Below are 22,068 nucleotides of genomic sequence, written 5' to 3' on the forward strand. Positions count from 1 at the left end.
ACGATTGACGTTGCCCGGCGGCATCCGTGCGGTATAGTAACTTTTGTGCGTAAAATGAACACGCATGGCAAGACCTGGACAAGCGGAAAAGGAAGACCCCCATGACCAAGCTCGACGTCGCGGCCAGCACCTTTCCCTTCTTGTATTCCCATGACGGCCTCGATGCAGTGAAGCATCTGCACGGCCTCGGCTACGACATCTTCGAGTTGATGATCTTTCCGCCGCATTGCTGGCCGGGCGAATTGAGCGCCGAGCAGCGCCGCGCCTACAAGACCTGGCTCGACGGCGAGGGCGTGCGGCTGTCGTCCTTCTGCTACCCGCTGCTCGACAACAACCCGAACTCAACCGACAAGCTGATGCGGGACTACACGCTCGACCGCTACAAGGAGGCCGTGGATTTCGCCGCCGAGCTGTCCTGCCCCTATGTCATCTCGATCCCCGGCCCGGTCGGCACGCTGATCAACCCGCCGAAGGAGTGGATGCTGAACTGGTATGTCGAGGCCATGCAGGATCTGCTGGGCGACATGAAGGGCACGGGTGTCGAACTTCTGCTGGAGAACGTGCCATTCACCTATCTGCCCTCGGCGCAGGACATGGTCGACACCGCCAAGCTGATCGGCCCCGAGGTCGGCATCAACTACGACGTCTGCAATGGGGCCTTCATCAACGAAGACCCGGCGGCGGCGATCCGCATGATGGGCGACATGGTCAAGAACGTGCACATCTCCGACAGCGGTCCGACCGAATTCAAGCACGACCGGCTGGGCACGGGCATCGTCGAGCCTGGCCCCGCGGCCGAGGCGCTGCGCGACATCGGCTATACCGGCGTGACCGTGATGGAGATCATCACCGACGCGAACCAGCCCGGCGCCGATCCCGATGGTGACATCCAGGCGTCCCACGCGATCCTGGCCGAGGCCGGGTGGGAACCGCTAGGCGCGCGCTAGACCAGTCCCGCCTCGACCGGCAGGACGCAGCCCGTCATGCCCGATGCCGCATCCGACGCGAGGAAATGCGCCACCCGCGCGACGTCCGCTTCGGTCGCCATCCGCCCGAGCGCGGTCTCGGCGTCGAGCGCGGCCAGTGCGTCGTCCACGGGCGGGCCGCCCGTCTCGTGGCGCGCAGCGATCCGGGCGATCAGCGCGTCAGTGGCGATCGGTCCGGGGGCGACGGCATTCACGCGAATACCCGATGGCCCGAGGTCCAGCGCGGCGGACCGCACGATACCGATGACCGCGTGCTTCGACGCCGTATAAAGCGTCTGCGCCGGGTGCGCGCGGTAGCCGTTGATCGATGCCATGGCGACGATGGCCGCATGGTCTGAGCGGGCCAGTGTGTCGGCGCATCCCCCGATCGCCGCCGCGACGCCCCAGGTGTTCACGGCCATGACATGCCGCCATTCCGCGCCGTCGATCTCGCGCAGGCCGCGCCAAGGCGGAACCACGCCCGCATTCGCCACCAGGATGTCGAGCCCGCCCAGCCCGTCCGCGATCCGGGCCATGCCGGCACGCGCATCCTCGCCCGCGAGGTCGAGCGCATGGCCCGGATACCGCCCGTCCGCCCGCTCCAGCGCCTCGGCCAGATCGACGATCGTGACCGTGGCCCCTGCCGCCGCCAGCCGGTCCGCGATGGCCCGCCCGAGGCCCGCCGCCCCGCCGGTCACGATCGCCCGGCGTCCGTCCATGTCTTGTGCTGCGTCCAAACTGAGGCGATCCTTCTTGCGCTCGGAATTCTTTCGTACTTTTGTGCGACATGCGAACCATTGCAAGGAAAACAGCCGTGGCCCCGACGATCACCACGCTCATCCTCGGGGCCGGCGGTATCGGCACGTCCTTTGCGGCGGTGTTCCGGGATGCGGGCGCGACGGTCCATCTGGTGGATCCCGATGCGGGCGCGCGGGATGCAGCGCCGGGCCGGATCGACGCCCATGCCGAGGCGATCGCGCTGTCGAGGCAGTCGAAGGGCGGCGCGGGCGCCGTGCATCTGCATTCCGACATGGCGGAGGGGTTGGCCGCCGCCGATCTGGTCCAAGAATGCGGGCCCGAGGATCTCGATTTCAAGCAAGGCGTCTTTCGCGCGATGCTGGACGGCGCGCGCGCGGACACCGTGCTGGCGACCGCGTCCTCGGCGATCCCGATGTCGCGGATCGTGCCGGACGCGGGCGACCAGCGGCGCTGCCTCGTGGCGCATCCGGTCAACCCGCCGGCTGTGCTCCGGGTGGTGGAGCTCTGCCCCGCACCCGGCACCGATCCCGCGACGATGACCCGTGCGACCGAACTTCTGACCGCCGTCGGGTTCGTGCCGGTCGCTATGCGGCGCGAGGTCGAGGGCTTTCTCCTCAACCGCCTTCAGAGCGCCGTGCTCCGCGAGGCCTACCGGCTGGTGGACGAGGGCGTGGCCGATGTGGATGCGATCGACACCGTGATGCGGCTGGGGCTGGGGCCCCGCTGGGCGCTGTCGGGCCCGTTCGAGACCGCCGAGTTGAATACCCCCGGCGGCATCGTGGCCCATGCCGCGCGGATGGGTCCGGCCTATGCGCGCATCGGGGCCGCGCGCGGCGAGACGGTCGATTGGTATCCCGACCTCGTGGCGCGGGTCGCGGCCGAGCGCGAGACGCTGCGCGCCGGACAGACCCGCCAGGCCCGCCGCGACTGGCGCACCCGCGCGGTCGCCCGGCTGGTCGCGGCCCGCGACGCTCTGATGGACGATCCCGATGGAAGGTGAGTTCGTCTTCGAAGGCCGGTCCGTGCCCTTCCGCCCCGGCCAGACGCTGGCCGCCGCGCTGACGGCGGCGGGCGCGCGACAGTTTCGCGAGACGGCGAGCGGCGGCACACGGGGCGTCTTCTGCGGCATGGGCGTCTGCCAGGATTGCCTGCTGACCGTGGACGGCGCGCCGAACCACCGCGCCTGCATGACGCCGGCGGTGGCGGGGGCCGCGGTCGCGCGCCAGCCTGCCCATCCCGCTCTGGACCCCGGCGCCGAGGTCGCGACGCCGCCCGAGGCGCTCATCCTCGCGCCCGACGTGGCGATCCTTGGCGGCGGGGCGGCGGGCCTCTCGGCCGCGATCGCCGCCGCCGAGGCCGGGGCGGAGGTGGTCCTTCTGGACGAGCGGAAGGTCGGCGGCGGGCAGTATTACAAGCAGCCCGCCGAGCAGCCGATGCTCGACGCCCAGCAGGCCGAGGGCGCGGCACTTCTGCGTGCGGCGTCGCAATCGGGTGCGCGCATCCTCACCGGCGTCGAGACCTGGGGCGCCTTCGACGGCCCCGTTCTGATGGCGCAGGCGGACGGGCGCGCCGTGATCCTCCGCCCGGAGGCCGTGATCGTGGCGACGGGCGCCTATGAGCGGCCGATCATGGTGCCCGGCTGGACGCATCCCGGCGTGATGACGACGGGGGCCGCGCAGACACTCTGGCGCAGCTACCGCGCCCTGCCCGGCGCCCGCGTGCTGGTCTGCGGCTCGGGGCCGCTCAATGTGCAAGTGGCGGTCGAACTGGCCGAGGGCGGCGCCGAGATCGCGGCCGTGACCGACACCGCACCCGCGCCCTGGGCGCGCCCAAGCGCGACGCTGGCGATGATGCGCGCGGACCCGGCATTGGCACGCACGGGGCTGGCTCTGATGACCCGGCTGCGGAGGGCTGGGGCCGCTGTCCGCTACGGCACGCGCCTCGCGCGGATCGTGCCCGCGGGCGAAACGCTAGGGGCCACGCTGGTGGATGCGCGTGGAACGGAGACCACGGTCGAGGTCGACGCCATTTGCATGAACGATGGCTTCCTGCCGCAGAACGAGATCCTGCGCCTTCTCGGGGCCGAGATGCGCTTCGATGCGGCGTTCGGACATCTCCGCTGCGTGCGCGGGCGCGACATGGCCACGAGCGTCGCGGGCGTCTTCGCGGCCGGGGATTGCGCCGGTCTGGGCGGCGCCCCTGCCGCGCGTGTCGAGGGTCGGATCGCGGGACGGGCGGCCGCGCGCTTCGCGGGACATGGCGAGGCAGAAACCAAAGGCGCGTCGGATGTCGCCGAACTCGCGCGGCACCGCCGGTTCCAGGACGCGCTCTGGCGGCTCTACGATCCGGGGCCACAGGCGCTGGACGACATGCCCGGGGAGACGATCATCTGCCGCTGCGAGGAGATCACGCTCGACCGGGCACGCGCCTCGTTGGGGACGGAGGCGGGCCACGCTGGCACCCTGAAGCGCGCAACGCGGATCGGAATGGGCCGCTGCCAGGGGCGGTATTGCGGCCCCGTGGCCGCCCGCCTGGTGGCCGAGGCGAACGGCACCCCGCTGGACGACCGCAGCTTCTACGCACCGCGCGTGCCGGTGAAGCCGGTGGCCATCTCGGCCATCCTCGCGGCCCAAGAGGCGCTGGATGGAGACGCCTGACGTCATCGTCATCGGCGGCGGTATCGTGGGCCAGGTCGCGGCGATCGAGATCGCGGCCACGGGGGCGTCGGTCACGCTGATCGACGCCGGAACAAACGCGGGCTCGACCGCCAATGCCGGGAGCCTGCATGTCCAGATGCAGAGCCGGATCATGCGGCTCAACCCCGAACAGGTGCCCGCGATCGAGGCGTCGCTCCCGCTCTACCGCGCGGCGGTCACGGAGTGGGAGCGGCTGGACCGCGCGCACGGCCCCTTCGGGTTGATGCGCAAGGGCGGGCTGATGGTGGCCGAGAGCGCGGAGCAACTTTCGTTTCTCGAAGGCAAAGCCGAACGCGAGGCGCGGCACGGGCTGGACGTGGACATCCTCGACCGGGACGCGCTCGACCGGATCGCGCCGTGGCTGGGGTCGCACGTGGTGGGCGCCGAGCTGTGTCGCGACGAGGGCAAACTCGACCCGCTGGCCGCCAACCTGGCGCTCCGGGCCGAGGCGCGTCGGCTGGGGGTCCGCATCCTGGCCGACGAAATCGCGGCGCTCGAACCCGGGCCGCGGGTCACCGTTCGGGGGCGCCGCGACACCTATGCCGCCGACCGCGTCGTCGTCGCGGCGAGCTGGGGCAGCGGGCCGCTTCTGGAGTCGCTGGGGCTCGCGATGCCGACATTGGCCGAGCCCTTGCACATGAACATCACCGAGCCCTGCGCCATCGCGGTCGCCCATCTCGTGCAGCATGCCGAGCGGATGATCACCCTCAAGCAATTCGCGTCGGGCCAGATCGTCATCGGGGGCGGCTGGCCCGCACGGGGCCGCGGGCGCGCCGACCCTCCTCAGGTGGATCCCGCGTCGATGCTGGCCAACGTGGCGCTGGCCGGACGGCTGGTCCCGGCCATCGGGCGCATGCGAATCCTGCGGACCTGGGCGGGGATGAACACGACGATCGACGGCATCTCGACGGCGGGGCCGGTGCCCGGTCACCCGCGCGTCGTGGCCGCCGTGCCGGGGGATGCGGGCTATACGCTGGGGCCGCTCGTGGCGCGCATGGCGGCAAGCTTCATCACCGGGGCCGCGCCGCCGGTCGATCCCGCGCCCTATTCGCCGGCGCGCTTCGCGGCCTAGTGGCCGGTTTTGAGCGCGTCGCTGATGTTTTGCGTGGTGGCGAGAAGCTTCGGCAGGATCGTCTCGATCATCTGCTCGACCGGCATCCGCATGCTGGGCACGCCGACATTGATCGCGCCGACCAGTTCGCCCGAGCTCATCCGGACGGGGACCGAGATCGAGATGAGGCCGATCTCCAGCTCCTGATCGACCAGCGACCAGCCCTTCTGACGCACCTCTTTCAGGACGCGGCGGAACTTGGATTTCTGGGTGATCGTATGCTCGGTCATCTTCTCGAGCTCGATCTCCTCGATCATCGCGTCCCAGTTCTCGGCAGGCGTATTCGCCAGAAGGACGCGGCCGTTGGCCGTGCAATGCGCCGGGAAGCGCGCGCCGACCGAGATGCCGACCGAGATGATGCGGTGATACTGCGTGCCGCCGACATAGACGACGTCGAACTTGTCGAGGATCGCGGCCGAGACGCTTTCCTGGATGTCGTCGGAGAGGTGGGCGATGAAGGGGCGGGCGATGTCCCAGACGCCCTTCGACGACAGGATCGAATAGCCAAGCTCCAGCACCTGCGGCGTCAGGTCGAAAAGCTTGCCGTCGGTGACGGCATAGCCCTCGTGGACCAGCGTCAGAAGGATGCGGCGCGCGCCCGCGCGGGTGTTGCCGGTCTCGGTCGCGACCTGGCTCAGCGTCATCTTGCGGCCGGTCCGGTTGAACGCACGCAGCACCTCGAGCCCACGGGCCAGCGAATTGACGTAGTCGCGCGGATTGACCGAGGGGTCGTCCTCGCCCGCGTCGCTGCGCCCGCCCGACATCAGCCCCGCAGCGGGGAACGTCTTCTCGCCCGCGTCCCGCGCGACGTCGTCCTTTCCGAATTCCTGTCCCATAAAATTCTTCCCGTCCCGAAGATTTAGCGGTCTCATAGCGATGCGTGCGCGTCCCTACCAGATCGGAGCCGGGTTCGCCGCCCCGAAAATCCTCCTTGCCAGACGCGGCTCCGCAGGTGTTATATCGCACATCGGTGCGCTATGTGAACTTTGATCCAGGGAGCAAACGAATGAAGAATATGATGATCGGTCGCCGTACGGCGCTGAAGGGACTGGCGGCAACGACCGCGATTACGGCCTTGCCGCGCGCGGCGATGGCGCAGGAGACGACGCTGCGCTGGTGGTCGCCGCAATCGGCGCCCGCGCAGGTCGCGGCTTACGAATCCCAGATCGCGGCCTTCGAAGCGGCCAACCCCGGCGTGAGGGTCCTCTTCGAGACGACCTCGGACGAGGGCTATGCGCCGCAACTCGCCGCCGCCTTCTCGTCGGGCGAGGTGCCGGACATCGTCACGCACCTGCCGTCCTTCGCGGTCCAGTCCTACTACTCCAACGGCCTCGTCGCGCCCTTCAACGACGTGATCGAGATGATCGGGCCGGACGACTACTACGACGGCGCCAACGAGGTCTTCAAAGCCGCCGACGGCAACTATGTCGGCACGGGCATCGGCAATTCGGCGGCCAACATGCTGTGGCTGCGGACGGACCTGATGGAAGAGGCGGGCGTCGACGGCGCGCCCGAGACTTGGGACGAGCTGCGCGCCGCCTGCCAGGCGATGCAGAAGAACGGCATCTACGGCGCACCCCTGCCCTATGGCGCGAACTCGATGACGACGCTGATCTTCTCGGGCGTGATCCACCAGGCGGGCGGCCAGATCTTCGACACCGACCTCAACGTCGCCATCGACAGCCAGGCCACGCGCGACGCGCTGGAATGGTACGCCTCCATGCGCGAGCTATGTCCGCCGGGTGCGACGAACTATTCCTGGGGCGAGGCAATCACCGCCTTCGTGTCGGGCGCCACGGCGACGGGAATCTACACCGGCCGCGTTCTCGGCAACGTCAACGCGCAGAACCCGCCGATCGCGGACCACATCACCTGCGTGCGTTATCCGACGAAATCGGCCGATATCGCGCCCTGGACGTTCAACGACTTCCCGTCGGTCTTCATCCCGGCGCAGTCGGCCAATATCGACCTGGCCAAGCAGTTCGCGGCATCGCTGTTCAATCCCGACGGCTATATCCAGCAGCTTCATGCCGCGCCGGGCCACGTCCTGCCGGTTCTGAAGTCGATCAACGAGAACCCACAATACCAGGCCAACGAGATCATCCAGAAGTACCCCCAAGAGGTCGATCTGATGTCGCAGGCCGCCGCGGGCGGGTTCAACCTGGGCTACGAATCGCCCGCACATCCGTCGAACGACAAGGCCGGCGAAGTGGTCGGCTCGGGCGTGATCGCGCAGATGGTCCAGCGGGTCGTCCTCAACGACGAGAACGCCGACCAGGTCATCGGCGAGACGGCGCAGGCCATCGAAGCCATCATGAACGGCTGATACGCTCACGACGGGGCCGCCCAATCGCGGGCGGCCCCGCAACCCCGCGCTGGATACCCATGGCCCGAACCCAACAGACCCTGCTCGAGCGGCGCTATGCGCTTCTCGGCCTTGCGCTCATCGCGCCGACGGTCCTCGTGTTCTGCGCGGTCATCGTCTACCCGCTGATCTCGGCGGTCTATCTGTCGCTCTTCTCGATCTTCACGCCGACGCTCGAAGGGGCATGGGTCGGGCTCGACAACTACCGCGCGCTTCTGGCGGGCGGCGAGTTCTGGTCGGCCCTTCGCGTCAACCTGATCTGGACGGTCGGCACGCTGACGTTGCAGATCGTCGCGGGCGTTGGCATGGCGCTGATCCTGCACCAGAACATCTGGTTCCGCAGCCTCGCGCGGTCGCTGATCCTCTTTCCCTATTTCATCTCGACGGTCGTCGCCGTGCTGGTCTGGAAATGGCTCTTCAACGACCTCTACGGCATCCTCAACCACCTGATGATGACCGCGGGGCTGATCGACTTTCCGATCGACTACCTCGGCACGATGCCCAATGCGCTGGTTTCGGTGATCCTGGTGGGCGCGTGGAAGTACTTCCCCTTCGTCGTGATCGCCGTGCTCGCCCGGCTCCAGAGCATTCCCGACGCGCTCTACGAGGCGGCCCGGATCGATGGCGCGGGGCCGATCGCGCGGTTCTTCGACGTCACGCTGCCGCAGCTGCGCGAGGTGCTGGTCGTCATCGTGATGCTGCGCGCGATCTGGGACTTCAAGGAATTCGACCTGATCTTCCTGTTGACCGGCGGCGGCCCCGTCACCTCGACCGAGACGCTGCCGCTCCTCGTCTACAAGGAGGCATTCGCCCTCAACCAGATGGGCATGGCCTCGGCCTACGCGGTCGTCATGATGATGATCATGCTGGTCTTCATGATCGTCTATATCCGGCGCACCCGGTCGGAGGACGCGGCATGATCCGGCGCGTCGCCTTCAACCTGTTTGCATGGTCGATCGTGCTGGCCGTGGCCTTCCCACTCTTCTGGATGCTCGTCACGTCAGTGAAGCCGCAATTCGAGCTCTTCCGTCGTCCTCCGACGATCCTGCCCGAGACCTGGACCTTCGAGCATTACGTCAACCTGCTGACCGAGACGCGCTTCCTGAACTACTTCTGGAACTCGGTGATCCTGTCGACGATGACCACCTTCGTCGTCGTGGCCATCGCGACCGTCGGCGCCTACAGCCTCGTGCGGTTCCGCTACCGGGGGCGCGAGACGCTCGCGTTCCTTGTGCTCTTCACCTACCTGTTGCCATCGGTCGTGCTGATCCTGCCGCTCTACCTGATGCTGGTGAAGCTTGGGCTGTCGAACACGATCACGTCCCTCGTGATCGCCTACACGACCTTCGCCCTGCCCTACGCGCTCTGGCTTCTGCGGTCCTTCATGGCGGGCATTCCCGAGGACCTCGAATCCGCCGCCCTCGTCGACGGCGCGACCCGCATGGGGGCGTTCCGGGACGTGATCCTGCCGCAGCTCCTGCCGGGGATCATATCGACGGCGCTCTTCACCTTCATCCTGTCGTGGAACGAGTATCTTTACGCCCTCGTCCTCGTGAATTCCGACGAGGCACGGCCGCTCACGACCGGCGTGATGAACATGCTGATCTCGTCCTTCAACATCGAATGGTCGCTGCTCATGGCGGCATCCGTGATGATGAGCGTGCCGCTCATCATCGTCTTCGCCTTCCTCCAGAGTTACCTGACCCGCGGCTTCGGCGCGGGCGGGGTCAAGGGATAAGCCATGGCCGACGTCACCTTCACGAAGGTCCAGAAGAAATTCGGAACCTTCACCGCCGTCCCCGGCCTCGACCTCGACATCCGCGAGGGCGAGTTCGTCTCGCTGCTGGGTCCGTCGGGCTGCGGCAAGACGACGACGCTGCGGATGCTGGCGGGGCTCGAGTTTCCGACCTCGGGCGAGATCCGGATCGGCGACCGGGTCGTTAACGACGTGGCACCCGGCCAGCGCGATATCGCGATGGTCTTCCAGTCCTACGCGCTTTATCCCCACATGACCGTGGCCGAGAACATCGCCTACCCCCTGAAGAAGCGCGGCGTGGCCAAGGCCGAGCGCCACGAGATGGTCGCGCGGACGGCCGAGATGCTGCAGATCACGCCGCTTCTGGCGCGCAAGCCGAAGGAGCTGTCGGGTGGCCAGCAGCAGCGGGTTGCGCTCGGTCGGGCGCTGGTGCGCGACCCGAAGGTGTTCCTTCTCGACGAGCCCTTGTCGAACCTCGATGCCAAGCTGCGCGGCTACATGCGCGGCGAGCTGATCGAACTGCACCAGCGGCTGGGGCGGACGATGGTCTACGTCACCCACGACCAGCTCGAGGCGATGACGATGTCCGACCGGATCGCGGTGATGGAGGGCGGCAAGCTCCAGCAATTCGCGCCGCCACAGGACGTCTACCGCGAGCCGGCGAACCGCTTCGTCGCGGGCTTCATCGGGACGCCCGGCATGACGCTGATCGACGGCGAGTTGGCCCGCAACGGCGCAGATTGGCGCTTCGATGCGCCGGGCATCTCGGTGCCCGCGCTCGAGCTGGGCGACCAGGCCGAGACCGGGCCCGCCGCCATGGGCCTGCGTCCCGAGGCGCTGACCATCGGGACGGGAGACATCGCCGCCGAGATCCAGCTGGTCGAGCAGACCGGCCACGAGAACATCGTGATCGTCCGCGTCGGCGAAATTCGCCTGACGGGACGCACCCAGCCGCATCAGGTCTGGTCGCCCGGCGACCGCGTCGGCATGGCCATCGACCCCGACATGACCCATTTCTTCGCCGCCGGTCCGACCGGCGCCCGCCTCAACGCCCCCCTGCCGCCGCGCGCCGATCCGGCGGCGACCTCCGCACCCATGCTGAAAGAGATGACATCGTGAACCGCGACTCCATCAACTGGGCCGGCCCGATGCCGGCCGTCACGACGTCCTTCAAGGCCGATCTGAGCATCGACGAGGCGGGCTTCATCGCCAATATCGAGCGGCTCTACGACGCGGGCGCGACGGGGATGGTCGTCGCGGGCTGTACCGGCGAGTTCTGGGCCCTGAGCTTCGAGGAGCGGGCGCATCTGGCCAAGCTGGCCGTCGCCGCCAGCGCCGGGCGGGGTCCCGTCATCCTCGGGACGGGCGCTGTGCGCGAAGACGAGGTGATCGACCAGATCCATGCCGCCAAGGCCGTCGGCGCGGACGGCGTCCTCGTGCTGCCGCCCTATTTCGCGATGGTCACCGATGACGAGATCGTCGCTCATTTCGCCGCCGTCGACGCGCAATCCGTGCTGCCGATCGTGCTCTACAATATCCCGGCCTGCGCCGTGAACGCGATCACGCCCGAGGTGGCGGACCGCGCCGCAGACCTGCCGAACGTGGTCGCCATCAAGGAATCGAGCGGCGACTGGAACAACTTCCACGCCACGCTGACCCGCGTGCGCGACCGGATCCGGGTGTTCTGCGGCCCCTCTTCGGTCTTCGGCGTGCCCGCGACGCTGGCCGGAGCGGACGGTCTGATTGACTGCTTCCCGAACGTCTGGGCGCCGGGATGCCTCGATCTCTGGCACGCCACTAAGGCCGGGCGGCTGGACGAGGCGTGGGCCTTGCAACGCCACGGCGAGCGGATGACGGACGTCTTCACCTCCGACGGGCTAACGCTCTACCCGGCGACGAAGGCGGTGATGAACCATATTGGCGTGCCCGGCGGGGGCCATATGCGGCCGCCCTACCGCGATCTTTCGGGTGCGCTGCTCGACCGGCTGATCGACGATGTGACGACGCTGTCGCTGCCCCGGGCCAAGAGCGCCTAAACCACCGCAGGAGGAGAGGACCGAGATGGATCTGGGATTGAAGGGCAAACGCGCCGTCGTGACCGCCGCGAGCCGCGGGCTGGGCCTCGCCACGGCCCGCTCGCTCGCCGCCGAGGGCGTGGACGTCGTGATGAACGCGCGCGGCGAGGAGGCGCTGAGCGATGCCGCCGCCGAGATCCGCGACACCTTCGGGACCGACGCGATCCCGGTGGCCGCCGATTTCAATACTGACGAGGGCCGCGCGGCCCTGATGGACGCGGCGGGCGAGGTCGACATCCTCGTGAACAACCCCGGTGTCCGCCAGGTCCCCACCCCGTGGGAGGAGATCACGCCCGACGACTGGCGCTATTGGCTGGAAGTCCACTTCCTGTCCTCGATGCAGATGATTCAGGCCGTGGCGCCCGGCATGAAGGCCCGCAAGTTCGGGCGGATCGTCAACATGTCGGTCAGCTTCATCAAGTTCCCGCAGGTCGGCTTCGCGCACAGCCACGCGGCGCGACTGGCGCTGTCGGGTGCGACGGCGGCGATGACGCGCGACCTGATCGGGCACAACGTCACGATCAACACGGTCTGCCCCGGTCTCTTCGACACGGATGCGCTGCACACCAACCTGCATGGCCATGCCAAGCGCGGCAACACGACCTACGAAGCGATCGTTCAGGACCGGAAGGACACCTGCCCCGCCGGCCGCTTCGCCGATCCGTCGGAATGCGGCGATCTGATCGCCTATCTCTGCTCGGCGCAGGCGGGCTTCATGTCGGGCCAGAACATCGTCAATGACGGCGGCGTCTACCAGGGCCTTTTCTGATGGCGAAGGTCGCGCTCGTGTCGGGGGGCGGGCGCGGACTCGGGGCCGCCATCACGGAGGCCCTTCTCGGCGCCGGTTGGTCCCTCTCGCTGGGGCTGCGCGATCCCGGACAGGCCGCGCGGTTCGGCGCGGATCCCGACCGCCTCCACGTCGCGCGCTTCGACGCCATGGATCCCACGAGCGTTGCCCCCTGGGTCGATGACACCCATGCGCGGTTCGGCCGAATCGACGCGTTGGTCAACAATGTCGGCATCATGCGGATGGTCGATTTCGACACGGGCTCGGAGGACGATCTCGACGCCATGTGGGACGTCAACGCCAAGGCCCCCTTCCGCCTGATCCGCGCCGCCCTGCCCCATCTGCGCGCCTCAGGCGAAGGCCGCGTGATCAACATCGCGTCGACCGACGCCAAGCGCTACCGCGGCGGCACCTCGGTCGGCTACGCGATGACCAAGCACGCGCTGCTCGCGATGACGCAGGCCGTGCGTCACGCCGGCTGGGACGACGGCGTGCGCGCGACCGCGATCTGCCCCGGCGCGATCGACACCGAGATGGTCGCCGACCTGCCCGGCACCACGCCGAAGCCCGACCGCTTGCAGCCCGAGACGGTGGCGTCGATGGTGGCGTTCATCCTGTCGCTGCCCAACCAGGCGAGCGTGCCGGAGTTCATTTCCAACACCCGACTGGAGACCGTCATATGACCGACGATCCGCGCATCAACGACGAGCTGGCCGCCTGGGATCGCGACAACCTGCTGCACCCGGCGACCCACACGGCGATGCATGCCCGCGGCGAGAGCCCGACGCGGATCGTCACGCGCGGCGAAGGGTCCTGGATCGAGGATCGCGACGGCAACCGGATGCTGGACGCCTTCGCAGGTCTCTACTGCGTCAACGTCGGCTACGGGCGCACGAAGATCGCCGACGCGATCGCCAAGCAGGCCCACGAGATGGCCTATTACCACGCCTATGCGGGCACCGCGTCCGAGCCCGCGATCCGGCTGGCCAAGATGGTGATGGATCGCGCGCCCGACCACATGGCGCGGGTCTATTTCGGCCTGTCGGGGTCGGATGCGAACGAGACGAACATCAAGCTTGCCTGGCACTACCAGATCCTGCGCGGCAAGCCCGAGAAGACCAAGATCATCAGCCGCTGGCGGGGCTATCACGGGTCGGGGCTGGTCTCGGGCTCGCTGACGGGGCTGAAGGGCTATCACGAGCGGTTCAACCTACCGCTCCAAGGATTCCTTCACACCGAGACGCCGCATTACCTGCGCCGCCCGGAAGCGGACATGAACGCGGCCGATCACCTCGACTGGCTGATCGGCGAGCTGGAGGCGCTGATCGCACGCGAGGGCCCCGACACCATCGCGGCCTTCGTCGGTGAGCCTATCATGGGTACGGGCGGGATCATTCCGCCTCCCGAGGGATATTGGGCGCGCGTGCAGGAGGTGTTGGCGCGCCATGATATCCTGCTGATCGCCGACGAGGTGGTCACGGGCTTCGGTCGTATGGGCACGATGTTCGGCTCAATTCGCTACGGCCTGAAGCCCGATTTCATGACGATCGCAAAGGGCCTCACCTCGGCCTACGCGCCGCTTTCGGGGTCGATCATCGGGGATCGCGTCTTCGAGGTGCTGATGGACGGCAGCGACGAATTCGGGCCGCTCTATCACGGCTGGACCTATTCGGCGCACCCGGTCTCGGCGGCGGCGGGCATCGCCACGCTGGAGCTGGTGGACGAGCTGGACCTCGTGGCCAACGCGGGCCGGATGGGCCCTTACCTCCTGGAGCGGCTGACCGAGGCCGCGGCGGACCATCCGAACGTGGCCGAAGTGCGCGGCGACGGTCTGCTGGTCGCCGTCGAGCTGATGGAGGACGTGGGCGCGCGGACCTGGTTCCCGACCGCGAGCGTCGCGCCGAAGGTCTCGGCCGCGATGCTGTCGCGCGGGGTGATCGGGCGGGCGATGCCGCAATCCGACATCCTCGGGTTCTCGCCGCCCCTCTCGGTCACGCGCGAGGAGATCGACATCATCGCGGACACGCTGCGGGCAGCCTTGTGGGAGGTGCTGCCCTGAACCCAGACGCGCCCTGGACCACGCCCGAGGCCGAATGGCGCCGCGATGTCGAACGCGTGCGCGCGGGGCGGCGGCTGGCACCGGATCGCTGGCCGGACGGCGCACGCTGCGCCTTCGCGCTGTCATTCGACTGCGATCACGAGACGTTCGAGCTGGGCGCGGGCCGCGCGGCCATCGGGCGGCTGGCCTGGGGCGAGTTCGGGCGGCGTGCGGGCCTGCCCCGGGTGCTGGCCACCCTCGCCCGCCATGACGTGCGCGCGACGATGTTCCTGCCCGCGGTGGCCGGCCTGATCGATCCGGGTGCCGTCGCCGCGCTGACGGACCCCGGCCACGAGATCGGCGTCCACGGCTGGATCCACGAGAACAACTCGAAGCTCGATCGCGCCACCGAACGCGACCTGATGATCCGCGCCCGCGATGCGCTGCGGGAGATGACGGGGACGGAGCCCATTGGCCACCGCGCCGCGAACTGGGACCTGAGCACGAACACGGTGGAGCTGGTGGCGGAGCTGGGCTTTGCCTATGACAGCTCGCTGATGGCCGACGACACCTGCTACGAGCTGCTGTCCGACGGCACGCCCACCGGCGTCGTCGAGATCCCCGTCGACTGGGTGCGCGACGATGCGGTCTACCTTCTCTTCAACCGCGATCCGCCGACCCGGCCCTGGACCCCGCCCGAAGCCGTATTCGACATCTTCCGCCGCGAGTTAGACGCGGCCTTCGACGAGGGCGGGCTCTGCCAGCTCGTCATGCATCCCTTCGTGATCGGCTACCGCTCGCGGATATGGATCCTCGACGAACTGATCGCCCACGCGAAATCCCGCGGCGCGGTCTGGTTCCCGACCCATGCGGAGCTAGCCGCCTGGGTCACGTCGGACGCCGCCTACGCCTGAAGCGCGGCAATCCGGTCGAGGCCACGCGCGGCGAAGGGGATCAGCGCCTCGGCCTCGGCCACGACCTTCGGCGAGTAGCTGCCCTCGGCATCGAGGATATTCACCGTCGCCCCGACCGTCCCGCCCCGCACGACCGGCAGGTTGACCACCGCGCCGCAGCCGAGCGACCCGATCAGCGCGTGGTCGGGAAAGACCTGCGCGATCTCGGCCAGCGTCTGCGCCACGAACACCTCGCCATCGGTGACGACGCGGGCGAACCAGTCGTTCATCTCGATCGGCTTGGTCCCCGAGGTCGGATAGGCCTCCGGGTGGCTGGTGAAGGCGCGCCGCGCCTCCATCGCATCGAGATCCACCGTCATGATCGTGAAGAGGCGCGCGGGCACGCGGCCGCGGGTCAGGGCCATGAGCGCCGCGTAGACGTCGTCGGGCGTGGTCGCCTTGGACAAGGCGGTGTCGAAGGCGTCAGGCTGCATCGAACCCCTCCGCTCCGCCGGACGCGGCATAAAGCTCACGGGCATAGGGATCGGTGAAGGCGCCGTCGTGCAGGGCCGATGACGGCGCCACCTCGACCACGCGGCCATGGCGCATCACGGCCAGCCGGTCGCACATGAAGCCCACGACGTGCAGGTTATGCGTCACCATCAGGTAGGTCAGATTATGTTCGCGTCGCAACCGCTTCAGAAGGTTCAGGATCTCCGCCTGGACCGAGACGTCCAGCGCCGAGGTCGGCTCGTCCAGCAGCAGCACCTTCGGCTCGAGCATCAGCGCGCGGGCGATGGCCACGCGCTGGCGCTGCCCGCCCGAAAGCTGGTGTGGAAAGCGGAACCGGAACCGCGCATCGAGGCCGACGGATTCCAGCACCTCGACCACGCGTGCGCCGCCCCCCGGCGCGCCGTGGATCACAAGCGGTTCGGCCAGCGTCGCGTCGATGGTCTTGCGCGGATGAAGCGAAGCATAGGGGTCCTGGAACACCATCTGGCAGACGCGCGAAAAGGCGCGGTCCGGACCATGGCCGCGGGGTGTGCCAAGCACGTCGATCCGTCCCTCCCATTCCGGCGCGATGCCCGCGATGGCCTTCAGGATGGTGGACTTGCCCGACCCGGATTCGCCCACCAGCGCGAAACTCTCGCCCTCGGGGATGGCAAGCGATACGTCGTGCACGACCGGCACGCCGCCATAGCCGATGGTCAGGTCGCGAAGTGCGATGGCGGTCATGTTCCCTCCCACGCGCTGCGGTCGAGAACGGGCAGGAACTCGCGCGTCTCGTTCATCCGGGGCGCGGCGGCGAGCAGGCCCTTGGTGTAGGGATGCTGCGCCGCCGCCATGTTGACCGCATCGAAGCTCTCGACCACCTCGCCCGCGTTCATCACCAACACGTGGTCGCAATAGCGCGCCACGAGGTCGAGGTCGTGGCTGATGAGGATCAGACCCATCCCGTTCTGCACGATGAGGTCGTTGATGAGGTCCATCACCTGCGCCTCAACCGACACGTCGAGTGCCGAGGTCGGCTCGTCCGCGATCAGGAGGTCCGGCTCGGGGATCAGCATCATCGCGATCATCACGCGCTGGCCCATGCCGCCCGATACCTCGTGCGGATACATCTGCATCACACGCTCGGGGTCGTTGATGCGCACCTTTTCGAGCATCTCGAGGACACGGCTGCGCAGCTTCGCCCGGCTCATGCGCGCGCCGTGCACGGTCAGCGCCTCGGCGATCTGGTCGCCCATGGTCATGACCGGGTTCAGCGAGAACTTCGGGTCCTGCATCACCATCGAGATGCGCGCGCCCCGGATCGCGCGCATCTTTCGGCCCGAGAGACCGGTCAGCTCCGTCCCGTCGAAGGCGATCCGGTCCGCCGTCACGCGCCCCGGCGGGCGGATCAGGCGCAGGATCGCGCGACCGGTCAGGGACTTGCCCGACCCGCTTTCGCCCACGATCCCGAGGCGCTCGCGCCCCATGGCGAAGGACACGCCCTTCACGACCTCGGTCGGGCCGTCGGGCGATGGGAAGGACACCCGGAGGTTGTCGACCTTGAGGAGCGGGCCGCTCATCGGTCGGAGCTGTGCTTGGGGTCGAGCACGTCGCGCAGGCCGTCGCCCAGAAAGCAGAAGCCCAGCGATACGATGATGATCGCGAAGCCCGGCATGGTCGCGACCCACCACTGGTCGAGGATGTAGCTGCGCCCGCGCGAGATCATCGCCCCCCATTCCGGCAGCGGCGGCTGCGCGCCCAGCCCGAGGAACCCGAGCCCCGCCGCGATCAGGATGATGCCCGCCATGTCGAGCGTGACGCGGATAATCATCGACGAGTAGCAGAGCGGCAGGACATGGTTGAAGATCACCCGCGCCGAGGACGCGCCCTGGATCTGGACGGCCGATATGAACTCAGCGCCCCGGAAGGTCAGGACTTCGGATCGGGCGATACGCGCATAGGGCGGCCAGGCGGTGATGGCGATGGCGATGACGGCGTTCTCGATGCCCGGCCCGAGGGCCGCGACGAAGGCCAGCGCCAGGATCAGCTTCGGCATCGACAGGAACATGTCGGTGATCCCCATCAGCACCCGGTCGATCCAGCCGCCGAAATAGCCCGAGACCGCCCCGACAATGAGGCCCAGCGGTGCCGTGATGACCGCCACGAGGACCACGATCAGGAGCGTGATGCGCGCGCCGTAGACGACCCGGCTATAGATGTCGCGACCGAGTTCGTCCGTACCCATCCAATGCGCGCCCGAGGGCGGCAGGAGGCGGTCGCCCAGCTCCTGCGCGTTGGGCGGGTAATGCGCGACCCATGGCGCAAACAGGGCCGTCAGGACGAGCGCGATGATGATGAAGAGCCCGAGGGCCGCCAGCGGGTTGCGAAGCAGTGCACGCGTCAACGCATAGCTGCGCCCGGCATTCGCCTGGAGCCGCGAGGCGGGCGTCGTGTCGGTCAGCCATCGGACGGCGGAGAAGGCCATGACGCGTCCCTAGCGGCTGCGGGCGTCGAGCACGCGATACAGCATGTCCGACCCCTTGTTGATGACGATGAAGACGGTCCCGATCACCAGCGTGGCCCCGAGGACCGCGGCCATGTCGGCGTTGAGGAGCGCGTTCGTCAGGTAGTTGCCGATGCCCGGCCAGGAGAACACGATCTCGATTAGGACCGAGCCCTCCAGCAGCGACGCGTAGCTGAGGCCGATCACCGTGATGATCGGGATGCGGATCGGGCGGAAGGCATGGACCCAGATGACGCGCCACTCGCTCATGCCCTTGACGCGGGCGGTGGTCAGATACTCCTGCCCCAGCTGGTCCAGCATCAGGGACCGGGTCATCCGCGAGATGTAGGCGAGGCTGTAGAAGCCGAGGATCAGCGCGGGCAGGACCATGTGATGCGCGGCGTTGCGGAACACGTCCCATTGTCCGTCGAGGGCCGCGTCGATCAGCATCACGCCCGTCATCGTCGGCACGAGCCCCTCGTAGAAGATCGAGAGCCGCCCCGGCGGCGCGGCCCAGCCGAGCCCTGCGTAGAACACCGCCAGCGCCACCAGCCCCAGCCAGAACGCCGGCACCGCGTAGCCCACCAGCCCGAGGACGCGGATCACCTGGTCGACCCACGAGCCTTGCCGATACGCCGCGAGCACCCCCATCGGCAGGCCGAGCGCCACGCCCACGATCAGGCCGATCGTCGCCAGCTCGAAGGTCGCTGGCACGACGCGTCCCAGATCCTCGATGACCGGGCGGCCCGTTGTGATCGACATGCCCAGATCGCCGCGCAGCACGTCGCCTACATATGTCGCGAACTGCACCAGCAGCGGATCGTCGAGCCCCATCTCGGCCCGGACCTGGTTGTAGGTCTCGATCGTCGCCCGCTCGCCCACCACGGCCAGCACCGGGTCGATCGGCATGACGCGCCCGATGAAGAACGTGATCGCCATCAGCCCGAGGAAGGTCAGCATGATCACCAGCGTCATCGCCCCCGCCCGCATCGCGCGGTCGGCGCCGCGGGATCGCGACGTGCCCATCCGCGCGGATGGCGAGCTCGTGACGGCGGTCTCGGCGCTCATGACGGTCCTCTTGTTCGCTATAAGAACGAAAGTTCAGATAATTCTTGGATTGCGCAAGCGCTTTTGGTTTAGTCGGACGAATTAAGTCGGACCGGACACGCGAGGGGCGGATCGCCCGCCCGGCCGCGTCTCCGGCATCCCCCTGACAGGAGAGAGAACCCCATGCGTTTCATCCGATCAACCATTCTGGCCAGTGCGCTGGTCTTGCCGATGGGTGCGCCGGCCCTGCTGGCCGAGACGCCGGACAACATGCTGGTGGTCGCGCAGAACATCGACGATATCGTCGCACTCGACCCCGCACAGGCCTACGAGTTCACCGCGGGCGAGCTTCTGACCAACATCTACGACCGTCTCGTGCAGTACGATGCCGAGGATCCGACGGTCCTCGCCGCCGGTCTGGCCGAAAGCTGGGAGACGGATCCCGAGACCAAGACGATCACGTTCGAGCTGCGCGATGCGACCTTCCATTCGGGCAATCCCGTGCGGGGCGAGGACGTGGTGTTCTCGTTCAAGCGCGTGGTCGACCTGAACCTGAACCCCGCCTTCATCCTGACCCAGCTCGGCTGGACGCCCGAGAATGTCGAGGAGATGGTGACTGCCGACGGCAACACGGTGACGGTGCAATATGCCGGGGACTATTCGCCCGCCTTCGTGCTGAACGTGCTGGCCGCCCGCCCCGCCTCGATCGTCGACAAGGCCCTCGTGATGGCCAACGAGGTGGACGGCGACCAGGGGAACGCCTGGCTGAACCAGAACTCCGCCGGCACCGGGCCGTTCATGCTGGCCGGGTATCGCCCGTCGGAACTCGTGCGCATGACGGCCTATGACGACTACTTCAAGGAAGGCCCCAAGATCGAGCAGGTGGTGATCCGCCACACGGTCGAGCCCGCGACCCAGCAGCTCCTGCTCGAGCAGGGCGACGTCGACATGGCGCGGAACCTGACGCCCGACCAGGTCAATTCCATGAGCGGCGACGGCGCGCGGGTCGAGGTCTTCCCGCAGGCCGCAATCCACTTCCTCGTCTTCAATCAGAACGTCCCCGAACTGACGAGCGAGGCGCTCTGGGAAGCGTCTCGCTACCTCATCGACTACGAGGGGATGACCGACACGTTCCTCAAGGGCCAGATGGAGATCCACCAGTCGTGGTGGCCCAAGGGCTTCCCGGGTGCGGTGACCGACACGCCCTACAGCTACGACCCCGAGAAGGCGCGCCAGATCCTCGAGGAGGGTGGCGTCGAGCTTCCGATCAACGTGACGCTCGACACGATCGCGGCGCAACCCTTCACGGACATGGCGCAGGCGATCCAGAACACCTTCGCCGAGGTCGGCATCAACTTCGAGATCACCAGTGCGACGACCGCGCAGATGATCACCAAGTACCGCGAGCGCAAGCACCAGGCGGCGATGCTCTACTGGGGTCCGGACTTCATGGATCCGCATTCCAACGCCAAGGCGTTCTCGTACAACTCCAACAACGATCAGGACGCCTATGCCGCGACGACCACGTGGCGGAACTCCTGGGCCGTGCCCGAGGAGCTCAACGAGATGACGCGCGCCGCGCTGGAGGAGAGCGACCCCGCCGCGCGCGAGGCGATGTACACCGACCTCCAGCTCCGCATCCAGGAGACCTCGCCGATCATGATCATGTTCCAGGCGTCCTACCAGGTCGGCATGGCCGAGAACGTGTCCGGCTACGTCAACGGTGCCACCTCGGACTTCGTGTTCTACCGGCTGGTCGAGAAGAACTGATCGCTCCGGCGCGACGTGGAGGGGGGCGGTCCGGGAGGGCCGCCCCTTTTGCTTTGTCGGTGCCGGACTGCGCGACGCGAGCGGAGCGCGACGTGCCCTCGGGTTCGCTCGGGTCAGGAGTTCCAGATGGGATTGGCTGGGGTATGGCTGCGGTGCGGGACGAAGCCGGCATTCGAACTTCAAGGGGATTGAAGGAAAATTACCCCGCTTTCGTCCGGGTCGGAAGGAATGACGACGACGATATCCTCATCAGCGGATGCGAAGAAAATACCTAATAGTTCCCCAAAGAGAATCTTATCGGCATCGTTTGTAAGTCCCCTCAAACAGTCCTTTCCGTCGATAAGCGTTGCGGTATCCCAGAAATTCGCTGAGAGCGGCTCGCCTCAAATTCGACCATCGACTCGTGTCGCGTCCAGAGGGAGTGGTTTGAGAACTGCCCTGTTTGCGCAGACGTTCGTACGACAATATGTGCGGGAACGTCGAAGAGCGCGACAGACGGTCCGAGACCGAAAACACTTGTGCAGCTCGACAATACGCTCACGTCTTCTTGGCCGAATATCTCCATTAGGACCGCCCTGATATGGGCCTCTGGTCCGCAACCAGACAGGGTCAATACAAAGAGACAGAGAAGCTTAGAACCCATAATTCAGATGATGTTGTCCCCCCTAAGACATTGCAAGGTCACCTACGAGTAGCGCAAAGCTATGTACGACGTGGGCTCGAAGCGCCCGTTGCGCATGTTCGGCCAAATGGAACGCCCCCGTCGCGTCTCGATGAGAAAGGGCGACCGTCAAGGCCGCCCCTCCGAGGT

Annotated in this window: 21 protein-coding genes; 14 read left to right on the top strand and 7 right to left on the bottom strand. The window is 67.6% G+C overall.

From position 1 onward, the window contains the following. The first annotated feature begins 101 nt into the window (after positions 1-101). Entirely contained in the window at positions 102-947 is an 846-nt protein-coding gene (locus ACK8OR_RS03195) for a sugar phosphate isomerase/epimerase family protein (protein ID WP_410188022.1), read from the top strand. Here the strand turns inward: ACK8OR_RS03195 and ACK8OR_RS03200 are convergent. After that, positions 944-1,684 (bottom strand): SDR family NAD(P)-dependent oxidoreductase, encoded by a 741-nt coding sequence (locus ACK8OR_RS03200; protein ID WP_410188023.1) that lies wholly within the window; start codon positions 1,682-1,684, stop codon positions 944-946. The two genes, ACK8OR_RS03195 and ACK8OR_RS03200, sit on opposite strands and share 4 nt — an antisense overlap. A gap of 95 nt (positions 1,685-1,779) precedes the next feature. On the opposite strand from ACK8OR_RS03200, the gene ACK8OR_RS03205 reads away from it, so the two are divergent. The 3 genes from ACK8OR_RS03205 to ACK8OR_RS03215 are packed head-to-tail and all read left to right on the top strand — an operon-like array spanning position 1,780 to position 5,492. Further along, positions 1,780-2,724, top strand: coding sequence for a 3-hydroxyacyl-CoA dehydrogenase NAD-binding domain-containing protein (locus ACK8OR_RS03205; RefSeq protein WP_410188024.1), 945 nt, complete (start codon positions 1,780-1,782; stop codon positions 2,722-2,724). Further along, complete coding sequence (locus ACK8OR_RS03210; RefSeq protein WP_410188025.1) at positions 2,714-4,381, top strand: FAD-dependent oxidoreductase; 1,668 nt, start codon at positions 2,714-2,716, stop codon at positions 4,379-4,381. The genes ACK8OR_RS03205 and ACK8OR_RS03210 overlap by 11 nt, the downstream gene beginning before the upstream one ends. Beyond that, positions 4,368-5,492, top strand: coding sequence for an NAD(P)/FAD-dependent oxidoreductase (locus ACK8OR_RS03215; protein ID WP_410188026.1), 1,125 nt, complete (start codon positions 4,368-4,370; stop codon positions 5,490-5,492). Before ACK8OR_RS03210 ends, ACK8OR_RS03215 begins: the two co-directional genes overlap by 14 nt. Here ACK8OR_RS03215 and ACK8OR_RS03220 read toward each other — a convergent pair. Further along, complete coding sequence (locus ACK8OR_RS03220; protein WP_410188027.1) at positions 5,489-6,367, bottom strand: IclR family transcriptional regulator domain-containing protein; 879 nt, start codon at positions 6,365-6,367, stop codon at positions 5,489-5,491. The genes ACK8OR_RS03215 and ACK8OR_RS03220 overlap by 4 nt on opposite strands. 170 nt (positions 6,368-6,537) lie before the next feature. On the opposite strand from ACK8OR_RS03220, the gene ACK8OR_RS03225 reads away from it, so the two are divergent. From ACK8OR_RS03225 to ACK8OR_RS03265, 9 genes are read left to right on the top strand one after another with little or no spacing between them, the layout of a single operon-like run. Further along, complete coding sequence (locus tag ACK8OR_RS03225; protein ID WP_410188028.1) at positions 6,538-7,857, top strand: ABC transporter substrate-binding protein; 1,320 nt, start codon at positions 6,538-6,540, stop codon at positions 7,855-7,857. A gap of 59 nt (positions 7,858-7,916) precedes the next feature. Continuing rightward, entirely contained in the window at positions 7,917-8,816 is a 900-nt protein-coding gene (locus ACK8OR_RS03230; protein WP_298432132.1) for a carbohydrate ABC transporter permease, read from the top strand. Further along, entirely contained in the window at positions 8,813-9,634 is an 822-nt protein-coding gene (locus ACK8OR_RS03235; protein WP_298432135.1) for a carbohydrate ABC transporter permease, read from the top strand. The genes ACK8OR_RS03230 and ACK8OR_RS03235 overlap by 4 nt, the downstream gene beginning before the upstream one ends. A 3-nt stretch (positions 9,635-9,637) precedes the next feature. After that, positions 9,638-10,771, top strand: a complete 1,134-nt coding sequence (locus ACK8OR_RS03240) for an ABC transporter ATP-binding protein (protein ID WP_410188029.1) — start codon at positions 9,638-9,640, stop codon at positions 10,769-10,771. Further along, positions 10,768-11,688 (top strand): dihydrodipicolinate synthase family protein, encoded by a 921-nt coding sequence (locus ACK8OR_RS03245; RefSeq protein ID WP_410188030.1) that lies wholly within the window; start codon positions 10,768-10,770, stop codon positions 11,686-11,688. The genes ACK8OR_RS03240 and ACK8OR_RS03245 overlap by 4 nt, the downstream gene beginning before the upstream one ends. 25 nt (positions 11,689-11,713) lie before the next feature. Beyond that, positions 11,714-12,496, top strand: coding sequence for an SDR family oxidoreductase (locus tag ACK8OR_RS03250; protein WP_410188031.1), 783 nt, complete (start codon positions 11,714-11,716; stop codon positions 12,494-12,496). After that, positions 12,496-13,197 (top strand): SDR family NAD(P)-dependent oxidoreductase, encoded by a 702-nt coding sequence (locus ACK8OR_RS03255; protein WP_410188032.1) that lies wholly within the window; start codon positions 12,496-12,498, stop codon positions 13,195-13,197. The genes ACK8OR_RS03250 and ACK8OR_RS03255 overlap by 1 nt, the downstream gene beginning before the upstream one ends. Continuing rightward, positions 13,194-14,573 carry an aminotransferase class III-fold pyridoxal phosphate-dependent enzyme gene (locus ACK8OR_RS03260; RefSeq protein WP_410188033.1) on the top strand — a complete coding sequence of 460 codons (1,380 nt, stop codon included), beginning with the start codon at positions 13,194-13,196 and terminating at the stop codon, positions 14,571-14,573. The genes ACK8OR_RS03255 and ACK8OR_RS03260 overlap by 4 nt, the downstream gene beginning before the upstream one ends. After that, positions 14,555-15,466, top strand: a complete 912-nt coding sequence (locus ACK8OR_RS03265) for a polysaccharide deacetylase family protein (RefSeq protein WP_410188034.1) — start codon at positions 14,555-14,557, stop codon at positions 15,464-15,466. The genes ACK8OR_RS03260 and ACK8OR_RS03265 overlap by 19 nt, the downstream gene beginning before the upstream one ends. Here the strand turns inward: ACK8OR_RS03265 and ACK8OR_RS03270 are convergent. Genes ACK8OR_RS03270 through ACK8OR_RS03290 form a run of 5 tightly spaced genes read right to left on the bottom strand, consistent with a single transcriptional unit; the run spans position 15,457 to position 19,430 of the window. Then, complete coding sequence (locus ACK8OR_RS03270; protein ID WP_410188035.1) at positions 15,457-15,939, bottom strand: GAF domain-containing protein; 483 nt, start codon at positions 15,937-15,939, stop codon at positions 15,457-15,459. The two genes, ACK8OR_RS03265 and ACK8OR_RS03270, sit on opposite strands and share 10 nt — an antisense overlap. Then, positions 15,929-16,681: an ABC transporter ATP-binding protein gene (locus ACK8OR_RS03275; RefSeq protein ID WP_410188036.1), complete on the bottom strand. Its 753-nt coding sequence runs from the start codon at positions 16,679-16,681 to the stop codon at positions 15,929-15,931. Before ACK8OR_RS03275 ends, ACK8OR_RS03270 begins: the two co-directional genes overlap by 11 nt. Beyond that, on the bottom strand, positions 16,678-17,517 hold the full coding sequence (locus ACK8OR_RS03280; protein ID WP_410188037.1) for an ABC transporter ATP-binding protein: 840 nt from the start codon (positions 17,515-17,517) through the stop codon (positions 16,678-16,680). The genes ACK8OR_RS03275 and ACK8OR_RS03280 overlap by 4 nt, the downstream gene beginning before the upstream one ends. Continuing rightward, the gene (locus ACK8OR_RS03285) at positions 17,514-18,422 is read right to left on the bottom strand and encodes an ABC transporter permease (protein ID WP_410188038.1); all 909 of its coding nucleotides are present in this window, start codon (positions 18,420-18,422) and stop codon (positions 17,514-17,516) included. Before ACK8OR_RS03285 ends, ACK8OR_RS03280 begins: the two co-directional genes overlap by 4 nt. 9 nt (positions 18,423-18,431) lie before the next feature. After that, entirely contained in the window at positions 18,432-19,430 is a 999-nt protein-coding gene (locus tag ACK8OR_RS03290; RefSeq protein WP_410189858.1) for an ABC transporter permease, read from the bottom strand. A 240-nt stretch (positions 19,431-19,670) separates the two neighbouring features. Between ACK8OR_RS03290 and ACK8OR_RS03295 the strand changes: the two genes are divergently transcribed. Next, positions 19,671-21,257, top strand: coding sequence for an ABC transporter substrate-binding protein (locus ACK8OR_RS03295; protein WP_410188039.1), 1,587 nt, complete (start codon positions 19,671-19,673; stop codon positions 21,255-21,257). Positions 21,258-22,068 lie beyond the last annotated feature (811 nt).

This window comes from Jannaschia halovivens, assembly GCF_046452375.1.
Taxonomy (GTDB): Bacteria; Pseudomonadota; Alphaproteobacteria; order Rhodobacterales; family Rhodobacteraceae; genus Jannaschia; species Jannaschia halovivens.